This is a genomic window from Nocardia sp. NPDC087230, from assembly GCF_044744725.1.
Lineage (GTDB): Bacteria > Actinomycetota > Actinomycetes > Mycobacteriales > Mycobacteriaceae > Nocardia > Nocardia canadensis.
In genome coordinates this window covers 889,828-908,494 of sequence record NZ_JBIUYV010000002.1, presented here as the reverse complement: position 1 = coordinate 908,494, position 18,667 = coordinate 889,828, and the positions used below count along the sequence as shown (strand labels likewise).

The window sequence follows — 18,667 nt, the reverse complement described above, 5'->3', positions numbered from 1 at the left end:
TGGATGTGGCAAACGCCCTGACCGAACAACATCTAGGCTGGTGCACGTGCGAGGAATCGGGGCGCGCGGCGATACCCGAACCCGGGTGCGGGCGGCATCGGCGTTGGCGACGGCAAAGGTCATGGCCAGGACAACGGGGGCGTTCTACGTCCTCGGTGGTGTCCTCGGCCTGACGATCACTGCCATCGCACCGGGTGACGACGGTAGTCGGCTGCTGGTCGGGACGGCGGCGGCGGTCGCGCTGGTGCTCGGTCTGACATTGCTGGCGTGGGGTCCGCGGATGCCGCATTCCCTGCACCACCTCTACCTGGCCACCGCGACCGTCCTGGTGACGATCGCGGTGCACTCCTTCCCGAACCTGGTCGGCGGCATCACGCTGGCCTCGTTCTACGTCTTCGTCGCCTGCGACGCCGCGCTGTTCTTCGCGTGGCCGCAGGCCGCCGCGCACATCGGCTTCGCGATGGCGCTGTGCCTGTGGGTGCTGCCCGACCGTGGGCTGCCGTGGTGGTCGGGCATGATCCCGGCCGGTGTCACCTTCGGCGCGGGCGTCGTCGTCGGCATTCTGACCAGGATGGCCTCCGACGCCGATATCGATGTGCTCACCGGCCTGCTGAACCGGCGTGGTTTCGAGAAGCAGCTCAACCCCGCCATCGATGCGGCGGGTCGCGGCGGTCAGGGCCTGGCCCTGGTCCTGGTCGACCTGGACCGCTTCCAGAAGATCAACGATCACCTCGGCCACCGCGCCGGGGACGCGGTGCTGCAGCGGGTCGCCGACACCTGGCTCGACTTGCTCGCCCCCGATCAGGTGCTGGCCCGCTTCGGCGGTGACGTCTTTGCGCTGCTGCTGCCCGGCACCACCGAGCAGGCCGCGATCCTGCTCACCGAGAAGCTGCGCGCCGCGGTGACCATGGGCTGTTCGGCCGGTGTCACCTCCTGGCAGCCGGGCGAGTCCGGTTCGCTGCTGATCAGCCGCGCCGACGTCGGCCTGTACCGGGCCAAGCAGGCCGGGCGCAATCGCACGGTGCTCGAGTCGTCGCGGCAGCTGCCGCTGGCGGTGGAGCTGCGCGAGGCGATCGACCGCGGCGCGCTCGACGTGCACTACCAGCCGATCGTGAGCCTGTCCGAGGACGGCGGCCAGGCCGTCGGCGTCGAGGCGCTGCTGCGCTGGTCGTCCAACGCCCAGCCGGAGGTCACCACCGAGGGACTGATCCGGGTGGCCGAGGAATACGACCTCATCTCGGACCTGGACGAGCTGGTGCTGCGCCGCGCCTGCGCCGACGCCGCCCGCCTGCAGGAGAGCTTCGCCTCGCTGGATCTGACGCTCAACGTCAACGTCTCCGGTCTGGAACTGGCCGAACCCGATTACGCCGAGCGGGTCGCGACCATCCTCAACGACACCGGCTGGCCCGCCGACCAGCTGGTCCTCGAGGTCACCGAGAGCGAGCTGGCCGCCGAATCGCAGACCGCGATCACCAATCTGCACACCCTGCGCGACCGTGGCGTGCGCATCGCCATCGACGACTTCGGCACCGGGTACTCCTCGCTGAGCCGCCTGGCCACCATCCCCAGCGACATCCTCAAGGTCGACCAGTCCTTCGTCGCCGCGATCCGCTCCGATTCCCCGGCACCGCCCCTGCTCGGCGTGATCGCCGCGCTCAGCAAGTCGCTGGATCTGCAGGTCATCGCCGAGGGCGTGGAGACCGAATACCAGGCGGCGGTGCTCACCGAGCTCGGCTTCGCGCTGGCCCAGGGCTACCACTACAGCGACTCGCATCCGGTCTCGGAACTGATCAACGACCTCAACGACGGTCAGGGGCGGCCCGGCAGCACCGACGACGACGATTCGCTCTCGGCGAGCGGCTGGATTCCCCTCGGTTAATCGCTTGACGCCTCGCCCGCGCGCGGCGAACCATGGACGCATGCGAATGCTCATCTACCGCTGTTGATCTTCGGAGCTCTACCGGCGCGTCGCGGCGGTGGTGGCGCGTTTGACCAGTGAGCCGGTCGGCGTGCGTGGTGTCGCGGTTCGGGCGGTCCTGTTCAAGGGCACGCGCGATCTGCTGCCGATCTATGCGCTCTACGGTGTGCTGTTCGCCGATCACGGCCTGAGCACCGCGCAGATCTCGCTGTTGCTCGCCCTCTGGTCGGTCACCGCGTTCGTGCTGGAGGTGCCGTCGGGCGCGTGGGCCGACACCGTCTCGCGCCGGGCGCTGCTGGTCCTGAGCTGTCTGCTGCAGGCGGCCTGTTTCGCGCTGTGGATGCTGGCCCCGTCGTTTCTCGGTTTCGCACTGGGATTCGTGATCTGGGGCGTCGCGTCGTCGCTGGAATCGGGCACGTTCGAGGCGCTGATCTACGACGATCTCGTCGCCCGCGGCGAACCGTCGGCCTATGCCTCGATCATCGGCTGGGCGCGTGGCGCCCAGGAGACCACGGTGCTGGTGGCGATCCTGGTGGCCGCCCCGCTCTTCGCGCTCGGTGGCTATCCCCTGGTCGGCTGGGTCAGCGTGGCCATCGCCTTGCTGCACACCCTGACCGCGGTGGCATTGCCGAGCGCGCCGGTCGCCATCTCCGCGGCCGCCGTCGACGACCTCGACGACGAACCCCCGGCCCCCGGCCCGCACCAGGTCCCGGGTGCGGCCCCCGCACACCCACGCTCGGCCTCCCCCGGGGAAGCGGTTCGCATCGGTAAAGCGGTGGCCCGCACCGAGGATGCGCCGCCCCGCACCGAGGACTCGGCGGCCCGCACCGAGACCGACGGTCCCGCCGACCACCGGGTCGCGCCGGACGACCCCCTCCCGGACACCACGGTTCCGGATAAGGCCCCCGCGCGGTACCTGACCATGCTGCGCACCGGCACCGCCGAGGCGTTCCGGGTTCGCCGGGTCCGGCGAGGTGTGCTGCTGGGCGCCCTGCTGTACGGCGTCACCGCCTTCGACGAATACTTCGGTCTGCTCGCCGTGTCCGGCGGCGCGTCGACCAGTGCGTCCGCGCTGCTGGTCGGCGTGACGGTGGTGGGGTCGCTCGCCGGATCATTGCTGGCCGGCCGGACCGAGCTGGTCCCGGCGCGCTGGCTCGCCGTGGCGCTGTTCGTCGCGGGCCTGCTCTTCATCGCGGGATCGCTGGCGGTGGGTGCCGCGCTCACGGTGGGGCCGGTGCTGTTGTGGGCGGGGTTCGTCGGGATCGGTGTCGCCTATGGAGTGGACTTCGCCATCGAGGTGGTGGCGGGGGCGCGGTTGCAGGCGGCCATCGCCGGCCCGGCTCGCGCGACTGTACTGTCGTTTTCCGGGCTGCTCTCGGAGATCGTGGCGCTGTTGGTGTTCGGCTTCGTCGCGGCCGCCACCCAGTGGCTGTCGATGTCGGCCACGATCGCCCTGCTCGGCACGGTGCTGCTGGTGACCGCCCTGCTCACCCCGAGCTGGTTGCCGCCGCGCGCCGAGGACTAGTCACCACCGCAGCATCGGCAGCGGTCGCGCCGGATGCCGCACGCCGTGCCGCAACGCGCTGCGCACCAGAAACCCGTGGAACCCGCGGTAGGGGTATCGCTCGACCACCGCGCGGACGAACGCCGCGTCGAGCCCGCCCCGCAGCAGACCGTGGCTGACATCGACCCGATCGGCGATCCGGAACGTCTCCACCAGTGGGTCGGTGCGCGGCCGCACCCCGTGATGGTCGAGCACCATCGTGCGCGCCAGGTCGGGTTCCGCGATCCCGAGCTCGGCGGCGAAACCGTCGACGAGCGCCGCCGACGGCGCGAGATAGTCGAACGTGCCCGCAGTCCAGATCCCGAGGTCGTGCACCGCCCAGGCGAGGGCCGCCGCGTCGGGCAGGACGCCGCCGAGCAGCGCGCAGTGATAGTTGGCGCAGCGATAGACATGATGGCGATAGGTCGTCTCGTCCGCGCCGAGCGCCGCCCGGTGTCGTCGCAGCACCACCTCGATCACCGGATGTGACACCACCGCGACCTCTGACATCGTTGCCACCCCTGACGATTCCGGACGACGGCTCCGGGCCGGGTCTACTGTCGAAGACTACGGCGGAGCTGGCGAAAGGACACGGTGGTCGGGCGCGACGGACTCGGATTGGTCTTCGGATTCTGCATCGGCGCCGGTGTCGCCGTGCAGGGCCGGATCAACGGCGCACTCGGCGCCGAGCTGGGCGACGGTGTCGCGGCCGCCACCATCAGCTTCGCGACCGGTCTCGTCGCCCTCCTGATCGCGCTCGCGGTCAGTCCCCACTTGCGCGCGGGCCCGGCGCGGGTGCGAACCGCCGTGTCCGCCGGGGAGTTACGGCCGTGGCAGCTGCTCGGCGGGTTGTGTGGAGCGTTCTTCGTCGCCGGTCAGGGACTCACGATCGCCGCGATCGGCGTCACCGCGTTCACCGTCGCGGTGGTCGCGGGCCAGCTGCTCAGCAGCCTCGTGGTCGACCGGCTCGGCCTCGCCCCCGCAGGCCGCACCCCGATCACCCCGTGGCGGGTAGTCGGCGCGATCCTCGGCATCGGCGGCGTCCTCCTCGGCGCGGGCGGTCATTCCGCGTCCGCGACCGCGGTGACCGGCCTCCCCGACATCCCGATGCTGCTCATCGCGATACCCGCGCTCGCGGGAATCGGCCTGGCCTGGCAGCAGGCCGTGAACGGCCGGGTCGGCGCCGTGGGTGGCCCGTTCTCGGCGACCCTGGTGAACTTCGCCGTCGGCCTGGTGGCCCTGTGTCTGTTCGACGTGTTCACCGTGATCACGACCGGTCTGCCGGAGCGATTCCCCACGGCCCCCTGGTTGTATCTCGGCGGCCTGATCGGCGTGGCCTTCATCGCCCTGGCCGCCTACACCGTCGGCCTGATCGGCGTCCTGCTGCTCGGCCTGACCTCCGTCGCGGGCCAGCTCATCGCCGCGCTCGTCCTCGACGCCATCGACGGAAGACTGTCCACCGCAGCCGTTCTCGGCTGCCTCGTCGTCCTCGCCGCCGTCCTCGTAGCCAGCCGCGCCCAGGCCCCGGCCGATCGCTGACGCGCAGGCAGGCGCGGGCCGCCGGTCGTGCCTCGGCCCAGACTCGACGTCGACCTGCGCCCGCGTCGTCGTCGGCACCGGTCCCGCCGTCACGACGGGCCGCCCGATCGGCGCGGGTGTTAGGTTGCTCGCGAACGAACCGGGCCGCCTGATCGAGGTGGGCTCGCCCCGCCGTGGCGGGAGTGAAATGGGGGAGTGCCGAAGTGATCGAGCCGTTGGCGCCGGGCGAGCAATCGATGATCGGCCGGTATCGGATTCGCGGTGTGCTCGGTGCGGGCGGCATGGGGCGGGTCCTGCTGGCCACGGGACCGGACGGGCGCTTCGTCGCGATCAAGCAGATCCACGCGCACCTGCTCGACGACCGCGAGTTCCGGGCCCGCTTCGAACGCGAGGTCGCCATCTCCGCCCGCGTCTCCGGCGCCTTCACCGCGGCCGTCGTCGACTTCGACACCGGTGCCGAATCCCCGTGGCTGGCCTCGGTCTTCATCGCCGGAGTTCCGCTGGACCGCGCCGTCCGCGACAACGGCCCACTGCCCGACCCGGCCCTGCGCACCCTCGCCTCCGGCCTCGCCTCGGCGCTGCACTCCATTCACGCCACCGGCCTGGTGCATCGTGATCTCAAGCCCGCCAACGTGATCCTCGCCGCCGATGGGCCGAGGGTGATCGACTTCGGCATCGCCCAGGCGGTGGGTTCCGGCCAGCTCACCGAGGTCGGCGCGGTGGTCGGCTCACCCGCGTACATGTCACCGGAACAGGCCATGAGCGCGCCGATCACCTCCGCCTGCGACGTGTTCTCCCTCGGCTCCCTGCTGTGCATGGCCGCCACCGGCCAGAGCCCCTTCGCCGCGACGTCGGCCCCGTACACCCTGTTCAACATCGTCCACAGCGAGCCACAGCTCGACCAGGTCCCCGCCTCGCTGCGCGAGCTGATCGCCGGTTGCCTGCGCAAGGACCCGCACGCCAGGCCGACGCCGGCGCAGATCCTGGACTACCTCGGGGCCCTGCCGGTGCAGTCGCGGCCCTGGCCCGCGCCGATCCACACCGCGATCGCCGAGCAGACCCGCGATCTGGTCGCACTCACCTCCGATCCCGAAGCGACACAGATTCTTCCGGCGCACCTGTCGGTCCCCCAGGCGCCTGCCATCGCGCCGCCGCCGCGGCGACGGCGCACCGCGCTCCGAGTGGGCCTCGCGGTGGCCGGCGCGGCGGTGCTCGTCGCCGGGCTCACCGCGGTCGTCCTGCGCGGTGGCGAATCCGCGCCTCCGTCAGCGCTGCCGACGGCGACGCTGCCCGGCATCGACCAACTCCGCGGCGTCGACACCTGCGGGTGGTTGCAGCAAGCACTCGGCCCGACCTTGCCCGCGGCCGCGGCTGTGAAGGCGTCGACGGAGGTGTCGTCGTGGCGCTGGCAGCCGACGTCGAGCTGGGGCTGCGACGGCACGTCCGGAGCGGCGCGCATCGCGGTGGAAATCGGCGCCGCGACAGCTGGATTCGCGCCCGACGCGCGGGTGGTCAACGGGTACGCGCTGGCCCGCAAGGGCGAGGACTGCGCGTTTGCGATCGAGGGCGGAGCCGAGGGGCAGCGCTGGGGCATCACGGTCGACGCCTTCACCCGCGACGACTGCGGTCTCGCCGACCATGTCGTCGACCGGCTGACGGCCACACTGGGCGAACGACCCACCGACCCCACCGCCCAGCGATCGTTGACCTCGGTCGATCCCTGTGCGCTGGTGGACAGTTCGGCGTTCGCGAGCCTGGGCAGCGGCGTCGCGAAATCCGCGCACAGCTGCGAATGGCCGGGCGCGACCACCGTGCGGATCGCCCTGTCCCAGCAACGCCAGCGGCAGACGTCGGCGGTGCAGGAGACCATCGACATCGGCGACGGTGTGCAGGTCGATAAATCCGACGAATTCTCCGCTGTCGCGTCCGAATGCCGCCGCAGCTACCGCTACCGCAAGGTGGGCCAGACCTTCGTCGAGATCGTCGAGGTGGTGGTCGCTGACCAACGGCAGCGGACGGCGCAGCTGTGTGAGATCGCCGATCCGCTGGTGAAGCAGGCGGTCAGCCGGTTGCCCGCGCAGTAGCGGCGCGGATACCCGGGTGATAGTTTCACGGCAGAGTTCGGGAGGGGTCGGCGGGCAGTTCGCCGGTCGGAGGGGAACATTCGTGCGGTACCGGTCGCGTTGTGTCGTGGCGTTGCTGTCGCTCACGCTGCTCATCGCGGCCTGTGGTGACGAGTCGGCGGCACTGGATCACGGTGGCTACGCGCTGGAACCGATTCCGGGCGACTTCGACAACGCGCCGAGTCGCGTGCGTGGATCGCTGGTGGAGTCGGTGCGCATCGGGGAGCGGCTGCTGTTCGCCGACCGGGTCGACCCGGACCTGGTCGAGGGTGACGGCGGCGGTGTGGTCGTCGGGGTGCGCGGCGTCGACGAGCTGCTCTCGGGCGTGCAGCAAACGGCCCTGCAACCCTTCGATGTCCAGGCCGGTTTCGGGGCGATCGGCAGCAACGGCCGCTCCGACAACGAACAGCAGCACAAGCTGCTCTCGATCACGATCCTGTCGTTGCCCGATGCCGAGCAGGCCGGTGCCGCGGCGCAGGCGATGGCGGCGGCGGACTTCGGCGCCAACACCGAGAACGCGCCGTTGCCGCTGCCCGATTATCCGGCGGCGCTGAGTCATTGGCGGCCGGGTGTGCCCACGGTCGGTAGCTGGCTGGTGTGGAAGAACCTGGTGATCCGGCTCTACGCGAAGGTCGTCGACCCGCGTCCGGAAGTGCTGACCGATCTGCTCACCCGCACCTATCGGGCCCAGCTGGCCGAGCTCGACACCTTCGTCCCGACACCGGCCGCCGACCTGGCGGCGTTGAAACTCGACAGCGAGCATCTGCTCACCCGGGTCGTGAAGACCGGCGAATACTGGCCGGATCGCTGGGATTTCCTCGTCTACGGCCCGCGGACCTATGCGCTGCTGCTGGACAAGCCGTCGGCTCGGCTGCGGGAGTTCGAGCAGAGCAAGATCGACGCGGTCGCGGTGTCGTACAACAAGTTCCTGCATCGCGCGAGCGACGAGCAGACCGCGCGGACCTACGCCGAGGCCGAGGAGAGACTGCTGCTGTCGGCGGATTTCACGGCCATGTCGGAGGTCCCCGGGCCCGATGGTGTCTCGTGCTATCGCGCGTCGCGGCCGAATACCGAGGTGAGCGCCGCCCGCCGCTTCGCGTGTCTGGTGCGGCGCGACGAATTCGTGGTGCGCGTGTACAGCAATCAGGAAACCGATGTCCGGCAACTCGCGGTCGCGCAGTACGCGTTGCTGAGCGGATCCCGGTGAGACGGGAGGCGAGGCGATGAAACCGCTGGGTCCACACGATCCGGGCCAACTGGGCCGCAACCGTCTGCTGGCGGTGATCGGCAACGGCGGGATGGGCCAGGTGCTGCTGGGACAGAGTCCCGACGGCCGACTGGTCGCCGTGAAGCGGATCCACCGGCAGTTCACCGGCAGCCCCGAGTTCCGGGCCAGATTCCGCCGGGAGGTGCTCGCCTCCCAGCAGGTCACCGGCGCCTACACGGCCGGCGTCGTCGACCACGACGCCGAGTCCGAAACACCCTGGTTGGCATCGGAATACATTGCGGGTCCGTCCCTGCAGGAGATGGTCGGCGAGTACGGCCGCCTGACGGTGAGCGGGCTGAAATTGCTGGCGACGGGCCTGGCGATGGCGCTGCTCGAGATCCACCGCACCGGCCTGGTGCACCGTGACCTCAAGCCGAGCAACATCCTGCTGACCAACGACGGCCCACGGGTGATCGACTTCGGCATCGCCAGGGCGCTGGAGGACGACGTCACGCTCACCGCGACCGGCGCGGTGCTCGGCTCGCCCGCCTATATGTCGCCGGAGCAAGCCGAGTGTCGCACGCTCACCGCGGCGTCGGACGTGTTCGCGCTAGGTGCCGTGCTGGCGATGGCGGCCACCGGCGTCGGCCCGTTCGACGCCGCGTCGACGCCGCAGGTGCTCTACAACGTGCTCTACGGCTCGCCGGACACCACCAGCATCCCGCAGCCGATCCGCGCGCTGGTCGACGCGTGCCTGGCGAAGGACCCGGCGCAGCGCCCCACGCCGGAGCAGGTGCTCGACGCGGCGAGCCGGATCGAGGCCGAGCCCGTCTGGCCGGTCCGGATTCGCCGACGGATCGCGGAATACCAGGCCGAGGCGGCGAGCTGGGCCGACGGCACGGCCAGGGTCGCGCCGGAGCCCGCCGAGCGGCCGAAGCGAGCATGGTCGCGCATCGTCGTGGCCGCCGGGGTGGTCTCGGCGCTGGTACTGAGCGCTACCGCCCTCTGGGGCATCGGTGTGGAGGGCAACGCGGTGGCGATGGACGACCCGCCGCTCGCGCTGACCGTCGACGAGAGCCGCGGGCTCGATCTCTGCGCGCTGGTGATGCCGTCGGTGCTCGGTGAACTCGGCACGGCGACAGGTGAAGTCGCGCCGAACGGGGTGCACTCGTGCAGCATCTCCTATCGAGATCAGTCCGGGCGCAAGGTGCAATTCACGCTCGAGAACGGCACCCCGGTCGAACAGGTCAAGGGCGGCAGGACCGCGATGGGCAGCACCATCAACTGGATGCCGGTGCTGGGCCGGAACAAGGAAGCCCGCAATTGCGACCGCTCGGTCGTGGCGCAGAGCGGGTTGCCGATGGCGCTGACATTGAGCGCGCAGACCTTCGAGGGCGGCGACACCTGTCCGGCGGTCGAGCGCGGACTCGGCGCGGTGGTGCGCCGGCTGGCGGTCAACCCACCGCTGCGCGCGCTGCCCGCGGACTCGGTGCTGCGGCTGGATCCCTGCGCGCTGCTGGATTCTCCCGCCCTCAGCTCGGTGACCGGTGATCCGGCCCGCAGCCGTACCGTGCACGGCTGCGTGGCCGATGGGCGGGAAGGGTATGTCGCGCTCGACCTCGACGATCGCCTGCGACCGGATCACGTGGTCGGTGGCAAGGTCCGGCCCACCAGGACGATCGAGGGGCGCACGGTGAACGTTCGCACGGAGAACGTCAATTTCTGCGAGCTGGCCTTCATGACCAGGCCGAGCCGGGACGATCAGGCGGAGCAGGTGCGCATCATGTACTCCGCGTACAAGCCGCAAGCGTTGAGCCCGTGCGACGCCGCGGCCACCCTGTTCGCACCCGTACTCACGAAGTTGCCCACCTCATGACGATTCACCCCCGCGGTCCCGGCGAACCGGACACCATCGGCCGCTACCGCGTCATCGGCGCGCTCGATGCGGAAGTGGGTTTCCGCTCGCTGCTCGCGGCCGGTCCCGACGATTCCCTCGTCGTCGTGCGGCAGGCCGAGGCCGAACTGCTCGACGAGCCCGAGTTCCGGATCAGGCTGCGGCACAGCGCGGTCGCCGCGATGCGGGTCTCGGGTGCCGCCAACACGACGGTGATCGATGTCGACGCCGATGCCGACAAGCCGTGGCTCGCTTCGGTGTTCGTGCCGGGGGTGCGACTCGACCGCGCGGTCGCCGAACACGGCCCGCTGCCGGTGCCCGCCGTCCGCGCGCTCGCCGCGGCCCTGGCCTCGGCATTGCGGACCGTGCACGCCGCAGGCCTCGTGCATCAGCGGCTCCGGGCCGACTCGGTGTTGCTCGCACGCGACAGCGGTCGGCTCGGCGAGATCGGCATCACGCCGGTCGCCGGACCGCCGACGACCGGCAGCGTGACCGCTCTCGGTACCCCGGACTACCTCGCGCCCGAGCAGGCTCTCGGGTTGGCGATCACCCCGGCCGCCGACATGTTCGCCCTCGGCTCGGTGCTCGCCTTCGCGGCCTCCGGCCGCGCGCCGTTCACCGCGCCGTCGGTGCCCTACATCCTGTTCAACATCGCGCAGCGCGAGCCCGACCTGAGCGGGGTGCCCGAACCGCTGTACGAACTGATCGCCGCGTGCCTGCGCAAGGATCCGGCGGCCCGGCCGACGCCGGGCCAGATGCTGGAGTACCTCGGTGGTCCGCCCTCGGCACCCGCGCCGTGGCCCGCGCCGGTGCTCGACGACATTGGCCGCCAACAGGACCAGGTGTCCGCCCTGCTCGCCGCGTTGCCGCCGGTCGTCGCGCCGGTGGCCCCACCGGCGCGGCCGTTGCCCGAAGTCCTCGCCGGGTTCGGGCAGCGCGCGCTCGACACCGGCAGGCGGGTGGCGCGATCCGGCCTGCACCGCTGGCGCGCGGCCACGCCGGAGATCCGGCGCGCGCTGGCCGGCGGGCTGGCGGCGCTGCTGCTCGTCGTCGTCGGTCTCACCTATTGGGCCACCCGACCGGCGAGCGAACCGCCGCCGGTGACCGGGTTGACCCTCGCCCAGCTGCGGCAGACCGATGCGTGCGCCTGGCTCGGCGAGGCCATCGGCGACGCGGTCCCGGTCGCGCCCGCCCCGCTCGCCGCCGACACCTGGAAGCTGGACCAGTCGCCGTCCTGGGGGTGCTTCGCCACCTCCAACCGGACCTCGCTGAGTCTGGAGCTGGGCACCGAGGACATGTACCTGACGCCGAATCAGAACGTCGTCGACGGTGTGCCGATCATCGACGGCAGTGCGGCCGCCTGCACCAGGGCCATCGCCAGTCCGGGTGCGGAGGGTCCGGCGGGCATCGTCATCACCCTCTCACCGCCGAGCGGGGTCAAGGGGTGCGACGGCATCGACTACATCGCGGCGAATATCGCCCGGTCGCTGTCGTCCGCGCCGCGTGTGGAGCATCAGGAGTCGTCCCTGGCGCTGGTCGAGCCGTGCACCCTGCTCGATCGTGACCTCGTCGCCGCCAAGATCGGCAGACTGCCGCCTGCGCCGACGATCGCGGACGCGCACACCTGTCAGTGGAACGGCAGCGTGCAGCTCAGCGTGAAGCTTGTCAGCAAGAGCAGGTACACCTCCGGCAACGAGCTGGTGACGATCTCCGTCGACGGGTTCCGGCTCTACGTCGACCAGCCCACCAGCACGAAGGCCCTATGCACCAGGGCCTACCTCATACCCCAGTCCGAGACGGAGACGGTCGAGGTGTCGGTGCACGGCGCCGAGGGCATGCGCGAGGACTACTGCGCGATCGCCGGTGAGATCCTGCGCTCGGCCGCGGAGAAACTGGCGAACCGCTGAGATCCCCGTCCCGCGTCGGCCCCGGGGCATACTCGACCCCGGGGACCCACCACGAAAGGGACAGCGATGGACCAGCTCGGGGTAGCGGTAGTCGGGTACGGCCTGGCCGGGTCGGTGTTCCACGCGCCGCTGATCGCCGCCGATCCACGGTTGCGGGTGGCGGCGGTGGTGACCTCGTCCGAGGAGCGGGCGGCGAAGGCGCGGGCCGAGCATCCCGGTGTGCGAGTGGTGCCGAACGCCGACGAGCTGTTCACCGATCCGGCGGGAATCGACCTGGCGGTGATCGCCACGCCCAACAGCAGTCACGCGCCCTTGGCGTTGCGGGCCCTGGCCGCGGGTCTGCCCGTGGTGGTCGACAAGCCGTTCGCGGTGACCTCCAGCGACGCCGACGCGGTGGTGACCGCTGCCGAGGACGCCGGACTCGCGCTGAGCATGTTCCAGAATCGCCGCTGGGACAACGACTTCCTGACGGTGCGCGCGCTGCTGGACGCGGGGGAGTTCGGCGAGGTGCGGCGATTCGAGTCCCGGTTCGAACGCTGGCGTCCGGTCACCAAGGGCGGCTGGCGTGAGCTGGGCACCGCGGCCGACGGCGCGGGCATCCTGTTCGATCTCGGCAGTCACCTGGTCGACCAGGCCCTGACCCTGTTCGGCCCGGTCACCGAGGTCTATGCCGAACTCGACCGCCGCCGCCCCGGCGTCCAGGCCGACGACGACGCCTTCATCGCCCTCACCCACGCCTGCGGCACCCGCTCCCAGCTGTGGATGAGCGCCGTCGCACCACAATTGGGCCCCCGGCTGCGCGTGCTCGGCTCCACCAGCGGCTACACCGTCCACGGTCTGGATCCGCAGGAGGACGACCTGCGCGCGGGCCGCCGACCCGGTGACGGCGAACCGGGTTGGGGCACAGTGCCGCCGGACCGCTGGGGTACCTTCGGCGCGGGCGACGACCTGCGGGCCGTTCCCACCGTGCCCGGTGACTACCCCGCCTTCTACGCCGGCATGGCCGCAGCCCTCCTCGACGATGCCCCGGTCCCGGTCGACCCCCGCGACGCCGTGCACACCTTGCGCATCCTGGAGTACGCCGCCCACGTGGCGGGCCGGGACGAACCCTGACCGGGCGCGATCCGAGCCCGGTCAGGGAACCGCGATCAGTGGACCGCGGGCCCGAGCGCTTCGACCTGCACCGCGACCACGCCGGTCAGAATGCCGCGCGCGACCGCGAGCAGCTCGGCGACCTCCGGTGAGGTGAGTGCGTAGGTGACCGACTGCCCGTCCCGGCGCGAGGTCACCAATCCGGCCCGCCGCAGCACCGACAGCTGCTGGGACAGGGTCGCCGCCTCGACGCCGACCTCGGGCAGGATCTCCGCGACCACATGCGGCCGCGCGCTCAACAGTTCGAGCACGCGAATCCGCACGGGATGCCCGAGGGTTTTGAAGAAGTCGGCCTTCATCTGATACAGCGGCCGCTGTGTCCCCGGCACGAACGGCTAGATCTCGAGCTCGGCGTCGATGTCGGCGAGGCGACGGCGAGCGAGCGCGAGATTGCCGCGGGCGCGGTCCATGGCGAGGTAGAGGAACAGGCCCTTGGCCCGGCGCGCCTTGGAGGGCCGGATCAGGTGGTACTGCCCGCTGAGGGTGATGAGCACGTCCTCGATTCCGTCGTCGATGCCGAGCTGCTCCATGGTGCGGACCTTGGCGCGCAGCACCTCGGTGTTGCCCGCGGCGGCGACCTGTAGATCCAGGGTCTTGGATCCGCCGAGCGCGCCGAGGGTCATGCCGCTGGTGTAGTCGACGATGCAGGCGCCGAGCGCCCCGTCGAGCAGCATCATTTCCTTGAGTGCGATATCCATGTCCGCCAAGGGATTTCCTTCCGAATCGGAGCGGTTGACCGTCGATGGTGACGCTAGGTCAGTGGCGGGAGTTCCGTCGGCCGAATCGACCCGGAATTGTCCGAAGATTGGCAGTTTGCAAGTTATGCAAACAGTGGACAGACGAAACGGGCGGGACGAAAGCCGTCCCGCCCGTTCGGAATCCGGAGTCAGAGCTTGCGCGAGCGCAGCTCGTGGCCCTTGGAGGTCTTGCAGCGGCCCGATTCCAGGTCCCACTGCCAGCCGTGCAGGTTGCAGGTCAGGTTGTTGCCTTCCACCACACCGAATTTGGAGAGGTCGGCCTTGAGGTGGGGGCAGCGGCGCTGGACTTCCCAGCCGTCGAGTTCGGTGACGGCGGAGTCGTCGTGGGCCTCGGCGAACCAGCCGTCGGCGTAGGCGATGCGCTCGTCGGTGAGGCACTTGAAGAAGGTGTAGAGGAACTCGTTGTAGCCGCCGATGCGCCACGCCTGGAAGCGGGTGGACAGGAAGATCGTGTTGACCCAGTCCGGCTCGTTGTCGCGCAGCACGGTGCGGACCAGCTCGGGAGCGATTCGGAAGCCGTAGCGGTAGCGGCCCTCGCCCTCGATCGGCGCGCGGACGGTGCGGTGCGGGAAGTCCAGCACCACGGTCTCGTCGCCGATGACCAGGCCGACCGGGTACCCGATACCGTCGCTGATCAGCGCCGACTGCTTCATGATCGGCTCGAACAGCTCGCGCAGCGGCTCGAGCAGCGAGCCCTCGCCGGTCTCCCAGGATGCCTTCTCGGCGGCCAGCACGGGTGCGAACCGCTCGGCCATCTCCGCGATGTAGGCGGCCTTGTCGCCGTAGATCCGGTCCGGATCGAAGGGGTGCGCGAGGTCGAGCTCCTTGCCGCGCACGTCGGCGACCGAGCCCGGGATCATCAGGATGCCACCGGCGTTGCCGTGGATCTCCATCTGCTCGAGGAACACGATCTGGTCGGGGAAGATGTTGCCTTCCTCGCCGCGGTCGTCGTTGAGATAGCGCAGTTCGTCGTCGAGGAACACCGGCGGGCCCGCCGAGGGCACCACCCAGGTCGCGCCGACCTGCTCGATGTAGGAGCGGGCGCGGTCCATGCCGCGCTGCCGCTTCTGCTTGCCGAAGTTGGCCTTGGTGCGGGCCGGGATGTCGTAGACGGCCGGGTACCAGATGGCGCCGGAGTACTGGAGCAGGTGGATGTCGATGTCGCCGAACGCCTCGTGGATGACGTCCATGTCCACCGGGCGCGCGTCGTTCATGTTGAAGCAGGTGGTCTCACCGTCGGAGATGAGAATGCCGGAGTCGCCGATCGGGCCGTCGGCGGGCGCCCGCAGCGCCACGATCATGATGTCGAGCGAGCCCTTGGGGCCGGTGACGGTGTGCTTGACCGAGTCCTCGGTCTCGAAGAACTTGGTGAAGCCCAGCGCCTCGAGCTCGCGGCGCAGATCCGGCACCGGGTAGTCCGGCAGCAGGATCGTGGCGTCCTTGTTGACGTACTTGCGCAGATGCGCGGCGTCGAAGTGGTCGCGATGCAGGTGCGAGACATACAGGTAGTCGACATCGCCGAGTGACTCCCAATCGAGCTGGGAGTTGTCCGGGAACGGGAACCACGAGGCGAAATACGCGGGATTGACCCAGGGGTCGCACAGGATCGTCCCGGCCGTGGTTCGGATGTGGAAGCCTGCGTGTCCGACGCTGGTGATCTGCACGAGCTGTTTCCTCCTACCAGTATCTGATTCGCCGGATCGGGGGCCCTGCGTGGTCACGCAAGCTGCCGCCTCCGGACCCTGGCTGCTCCGGCGGACCAGCCAACCAGGGTAGTGGCTAAACCGTGACGTCACCGATGCAGTAGCCCTCGGCGGTCGGTACCACGGTGAAAGTCCGCACCCGCGTGCCCCCCGGCGAGGTGGTCACCGGGACATGAACTGCCAGGTAGTCGCCGCGAACCTGGTCGGATCGTAGCTCGTCACCGGTGTAGGAGGTGACATTGCCTACTTTGCCCGAGTCGCCGGCCAGTGGGGGTGCTGTGGGGTTGCCGGTGCCCTGGGGATCCCAGGTGGTGAGGCTCGCCTTGCAGGTCAGCGGATGGGTGTCTTCGATGTCGGCCGGATCGAGCGGTTTGCCGGTGGCGCGCGCGAGGTAGCGGCGGACGGTGTGGCGGGCATCGGCTTCGTCGTAACCGGGCTCGACGCCTGCCGCGAACACCCGGCCACAGGCGTAACCGGTGGCGACGGCATCGCGCTCCACGGTGACGGTGGTGGTGCGGTTTCGCCAGGTGACGGTGTCGGCGGTCGCGGTGCCGGGCTGGCCGAGCGCGGCGAGGACCGACTGCGGGTCGGCGTACATGTCGGCGACCGTGCGCGGCGGGATGGTCCAGCACTTGGCCTGCAGTTCGGCGACCGTGCTCGTCTGCAGGTCGGCGGCCCAGCGGCGGACCGCGGTCACCGCGTCGGCGTCGCCGGGCACCGCGCCGACCTGCGGCGCGTCGGCGGGCAGCGGGGTGGTGGCCTTCGTCGGCGCCGGTTCGCCGGGGGCGATCGCCTGGGTGGCGGTGGACGTGGTCGGAGGTGCCGTCGCGGTCGTGGTGTCCGCCGGTGCCGGATCGTCACCGGGGATGCCGGAGACCGAATCGCACCCGGCGATCAGCGCCGCGGTGACGGTGAGTCCCGCGGCCAGCGCGACGGCGCGGTGCGGGCGGGGACGGGGCAGAGCAGGCGGGGTCGGCTGCGCGCGTTCCACTACGACGTTCCTCATTCCTGGGCCGTGGCACGATCTGCGACTACGCTAGCTGAATTGTGGAACCCGTCTACCGGTCGATCATCGGCCTGGCCCGAACCGTCTTCTTCCTCGAAGGTCTGAAGTTCACCGTGAAAGGCGCGGAGAACATCCCCGCGTCCGGTGGTGCCGTGGTGGCGATCAACCACACCGGCTACATGGACTTCACCTACGCGGGACTGCCCGCGCGCACACCTGGTCGCTACATCAGGTTCATGGCCAAACAGGAGGTGTTCGACAACAGCATCTCCGGCCCGATCATGCGCGCCCTCAAACACATCCCCGTGGACCGCACCGCGGGCGCCGACTCCTACAAGTCGGCGGTGAAGTACCTGCGAGCAGGCGAGCTGGTCGGCGTCTACCCCGAGGCCACCATCAGCCGCAGCTTCGAGATCAAGGAATTCAAGTCCGGCGCGGCCCGGATGGCACTCGAGGCCGACGTCCCGATCATCCCGATCGTCATCTGGGGCGCCCAGCGCGTCTGGACCAAGGGCTTCCCCAAGCGCCTCGGCCGCACCAACACCCCCATCTCGATCGCGGTCGGCGCCCCGATCAAGCCGTACGAACCGGCCGCCGAGCTGACCGCCCAGCTCCGGAGCACGATGCAGGGGCTGCTGGCCGAATTGCAGGAATCCTACGAGCACGAGCCCGGCGCCTACTGGGTCCCGCGTCGCCTCGGCGGCAGCGCCCCGACCCTGGAAGAGGCCACCGCACTCGACGACGCCGAGGCCGCGGAGCGCCTCGCCCGCAAGGCCGCCCAGCGGGAGCAGCCGGAAGCCTGATCCCGACCGACTCGCTCCCGGCGCCGCGCCCTCAGCGCGGTATCCGGCAGCGAGTCGGCGCGGGCAGCCTGCCGCGCGGGTGGGTCGCCGATCATCGCCGCGCCTTCGCGCGGCCGTGCCGAGTCCCGGATCAGTTCATGGTCAGCACCCAGGATCCGTTGCAGCCCTTACGGTCGTTCAGGTCGCCGTCGTAGACCCAGTGGAACACGATCGGCGGGTTGGTCCGCACGCTCCAGCGTCCGGACGGCGAGGTCACCACCCGGTTGTTGCGGGTCAGCACGCCCACGTCGTCGTGGGCGAAGATCCATTTGCCCTGGCTGGTCGGGTAATTCAGCCGTACCGTCACCCGCCCGCCGGTGTGGTTCTGCACCACCAGGCACGAGCCCGGGTTGTTCCGGTCGATCGCGTACTCGCCGAACTCGCCCTCCTCGACGTTCTCGCCGCTGTCGGTGAACTCCACCGCGTCGGTGAAGTCCGCGTGCGCCGGGCCCGCGCCCATGATCGTCACGGTAATCGCGGCGATGCCCGCCGCGACCGGTCCCAGAGTCTTCATCCCGTTCCTTCCTACTGCCGGTGGCGACCACCGGACTGGGAAAGAGCTTTCCCGGCAAGGGATTCCGGAACCTTGGCGAGCGCTTAACGGCGGGTGCGCCGCCGTGCGGCGGTGCCTGTCGTCGGTGCCTCGGCCCGGGTCGAGGACACCGGTGTGGCCTGGCGGCCTACCCCGAGGGATCGGGTGCGGGCGGGCGAAACCCGTGGAAGCATACGTGCGCGATCGCGCCGCCGACCTATCTGGCCTGGTCGTTGCCGGTCTGGACCGCCGGCTGCGCGCTGATCTTCGAACCGGCGCCCTGGGTGCTTGCCTGGGCCGCGTCGGTCCTGCTGCTGATCGGCATCCGCCGCGCCCCCTGCTGACCTCACCGCTCCCGCCCGTCGGCCGTGCGCACGGATTTCGTTTTTCGCGGCCGACGCGCTAGAGTTCCTTCTCGCACGACGAAGCCCCCGGCGATCCCGGAACGGGCCTCGCACGGCGTGCGGATGTAGCGCAGCTGGTAGCGCATCACCTTGCCAAGGTGAGGGTCGCGAGTTCGAATCTCGTCATCCGCTCCACGAA

At 70.3% G+C, this 18,667-nt stretch carries 16 protein-coding genes and 1 tRNA gene; 11 read left to right on the top strand and 6 right to left on the bottom strand.

The window, feature by feature from the left end; genetic code table 11:
- Positions 1-46 precede the first annotated feature (46 nt).
- The gene (locus ACIO52_RS10430) at positions 47-1,879 is read left to right on the top strand and encodes a bifunctional diguanylate cyclase/phosphodiesterase (protein WP_308248421.1); all 1,833 of its coding nucleotides are present in this window, start codon (positions 47-49) and stop codon (positions 1,877-1,879) included.
- Between the two features lie 100 nt (positions 1,880-1,979).
- Positions 1,980-3,443, top strand: coding sequence for an MFS transporter (locus tag ACIO52_RS10425; RefSeq protein ID WP_402643574.1), 1,464 nt, complete (start codon positions 1,980-1,982; stop codon positions 3,441-3,443).
- Here the strand turns inward: ACIO52_RS10425 and ACIO52_RS10420 are convergent, their stop codons facing one another.
- Entirely contained in the window at positions 3,444-3,971 is a 528-nt protein-coding gene (locus tag ACIO52_RS10420; RefSeq protein ID WP_402643141.1) for a hypothetical protein, read from the bottom strand.
- Positions 3,972-4,055: 84 nt separating this feature from the next.
- On the opposite strand from ACIO52_RS10420, the gene ACIO52_RS10415 reads away from it, so the two are divergent.
- The 6 genes from ACIO52_RS10415 (at position 4,056) to ACIO52_RS10390 (ending at position 13,244) form a co-directional block, all read left to right on the top strand.
- The gene (locus ACIO52_RS10415) at positions 4,056-5,000 is read left to right on the top strand and encodes a DMT family transporter (protein ID WP_402643138.1); all 945 of its coding nucleotides are present in this window, start codon (positions 4,056-4,058) and stop codon (positions 4,998-5,000) included.
- Between the two features lie 203 nt (positions 5,001-5,203).
- Positions 5,204-7,084, top strand: a complete 1,881-nt coding sequence (locus ACIO52_RS10410) for a protein kinase (protein ID WP_402643135.1) — start codon at positions 5,204-5,206, stop codon at positions 7,082-7,084.
- Positions 7,085-7,190: 106 nt separating this feature from the next.
- On the top strand, positions 7,191-8,330 hold the full coding sequence (locus ACIO52_RS10405; protein ID WP_402643132.1) for a hypothetical protein: 1,140 nt from the start codon (positions 7,191-7,193) through the stop codon (positions 8,328-8,330).
- A gap of 16 nt (positions 8,331-8,346) precedes the next feature.
- Positions 8,347-10,206 carry a serine/threonine-protein kinase gene (locus ACIO52_RS10400; RefSeq protein ID WP_316573126.1) on the top strand — a complete coding sequence of 620 codons (1,860 nt, stop codon included), beginning with the start codon at positions 8,347-8,349 and terminating at the stop codon, positions 10,204-10,206.
- Positions 10,203-12,131 carry a DUF3558 family protein gene (locus ACIO52_RS10395; protein ID WP_402643129.1) on the top strand — a complete coding sequence of 643 codons (1,929 nt, stop codon included), beginning with the start codon at positions 10,203-10,205 and terminating at the stop codon, positions 12,129-12,131. The genes ACIO52_RS10400 and ACIO52_RS10395 overlap by 4 nt, the downstream gene beginning before the upstream one ends.
- 66 nt (positions 12,132-12,197) lie before the next feature.
- Positions 12,198-13,244: a Gfo/Idh/MocA family oxidoreductase gene (locus tag ACIO52_RS10390; RefSeq protein WP_402643126.1), complete on the top strand. Its 1,047-nt coding sequence runs from the start codon at positions 12,198-12,200 to the stop codon at positions 13,242-13,244.
- 35 nt (positions 13,245-13,279) lie between these two features.
- On the opposite strand, the gene ACIO52_RS10385 is transcribed toward ACIO52_RS10390, so the two are convergent.
- From ACIO52_RS10385 to ACIO52_RS10370, 4 genes are all read right to left on the bottom strand, one after another.
- Entirely contained in the window at positions 13,280-13,582 is a 303-nt protein-coding gene (locus ACIO52_RS10385) for a helix-turn-helix transcriptional regulator (protein WP_218717493.1), read from the bottom strand.
- A 36-nt stretch (positions 13,583-13,618) separates the two neighbouring features.
- Entirely contained in the window at positions 13,619-13,990 is a 372-nt protein-coding gene (locus ACIO52_RS10380) for a hypothetical protein (RefSeq protein WP_218717469.1), read from the bottom strand.
- 179 nt (positions 13,991-14,169) lie between these two features.
- On the bottom strand, positions 14,170-15,705 hold the full coding sequence (locus ACIO52_RS10375) for a Rieske 2Fe-2S domain-containing protein (RefSeq protein ID WP_218717470.1): 1,536 nt from the start codon (positions 15,703-15,705) through the stop codon (positions 14,170-14,172).
- A 115-nt stretch (positions 15,706-15,820) separates the two neighbouring features.
- Positions 15,821-16,750, bottom strand: a complete 930-nt coding sequence (locus tag ACIO52_RS10370) for a hypothetical protein (RefSeq protein ID WP_402643122.1) — start codon at positions 16,748-16,750, stop codon at positions 15,821-15,823.
- 41 nt (positions 16,751-16,791) lie between these two features.
- On the opposite strand from ACIO52_RS10370, the gene ACIO52_RS10365 reads away from it, so the two are divergent.
- Positions 16,792-17,553 (top strand): lysophospholipid acyltransferase family protein, encoded by a 762-nt coding sequence (locus ACIO52_RS10365; protein ID WP_342801555.1) that lies wholly within the window; start codon positions 16,792-16,794, stop codon positions 17,551-17,553.
- 130 nt (positions 17,554-17,683) lie between these two features.
- Here ACIO52_RS10365 and ACIO52_RS10360 read toward each other — a convergent pair whose 3' ends face one another.
- Entirely contained in the window at positions 17,684-18,106 is a 423-nt protein-coding gene (locus ACIO52_RS10360; protein WP_218717472.1) for a hypothetical protein, read from the bottom strand.
- A 20-nt stretch (positions 18,107-18,126) separates the two neighbouring features.
- Between ACIO52_RS10360 and ACIO52_RS10355 the strand changes: the two genes are divergently transcribed.
- On the top strand, positions 18,127-18,468 hold the full coding sequence (locus ACIO52_RS10355) for a hypothetical protein (RefSeq protein WP_402643117.1): 342 nt from the start codon (positions 18,127-18,129) through the stop codon (positions 18,466-18,468).
- Positions 18,469-18,587: 119 nt separating this feature from the next.
- Positions 18,588-18,663 (top strand) — tRNA-Gly (locus tag ACIO52_RS10350).
- Positions 18,664-18,667: the final 4 nt, after the last annotated feature.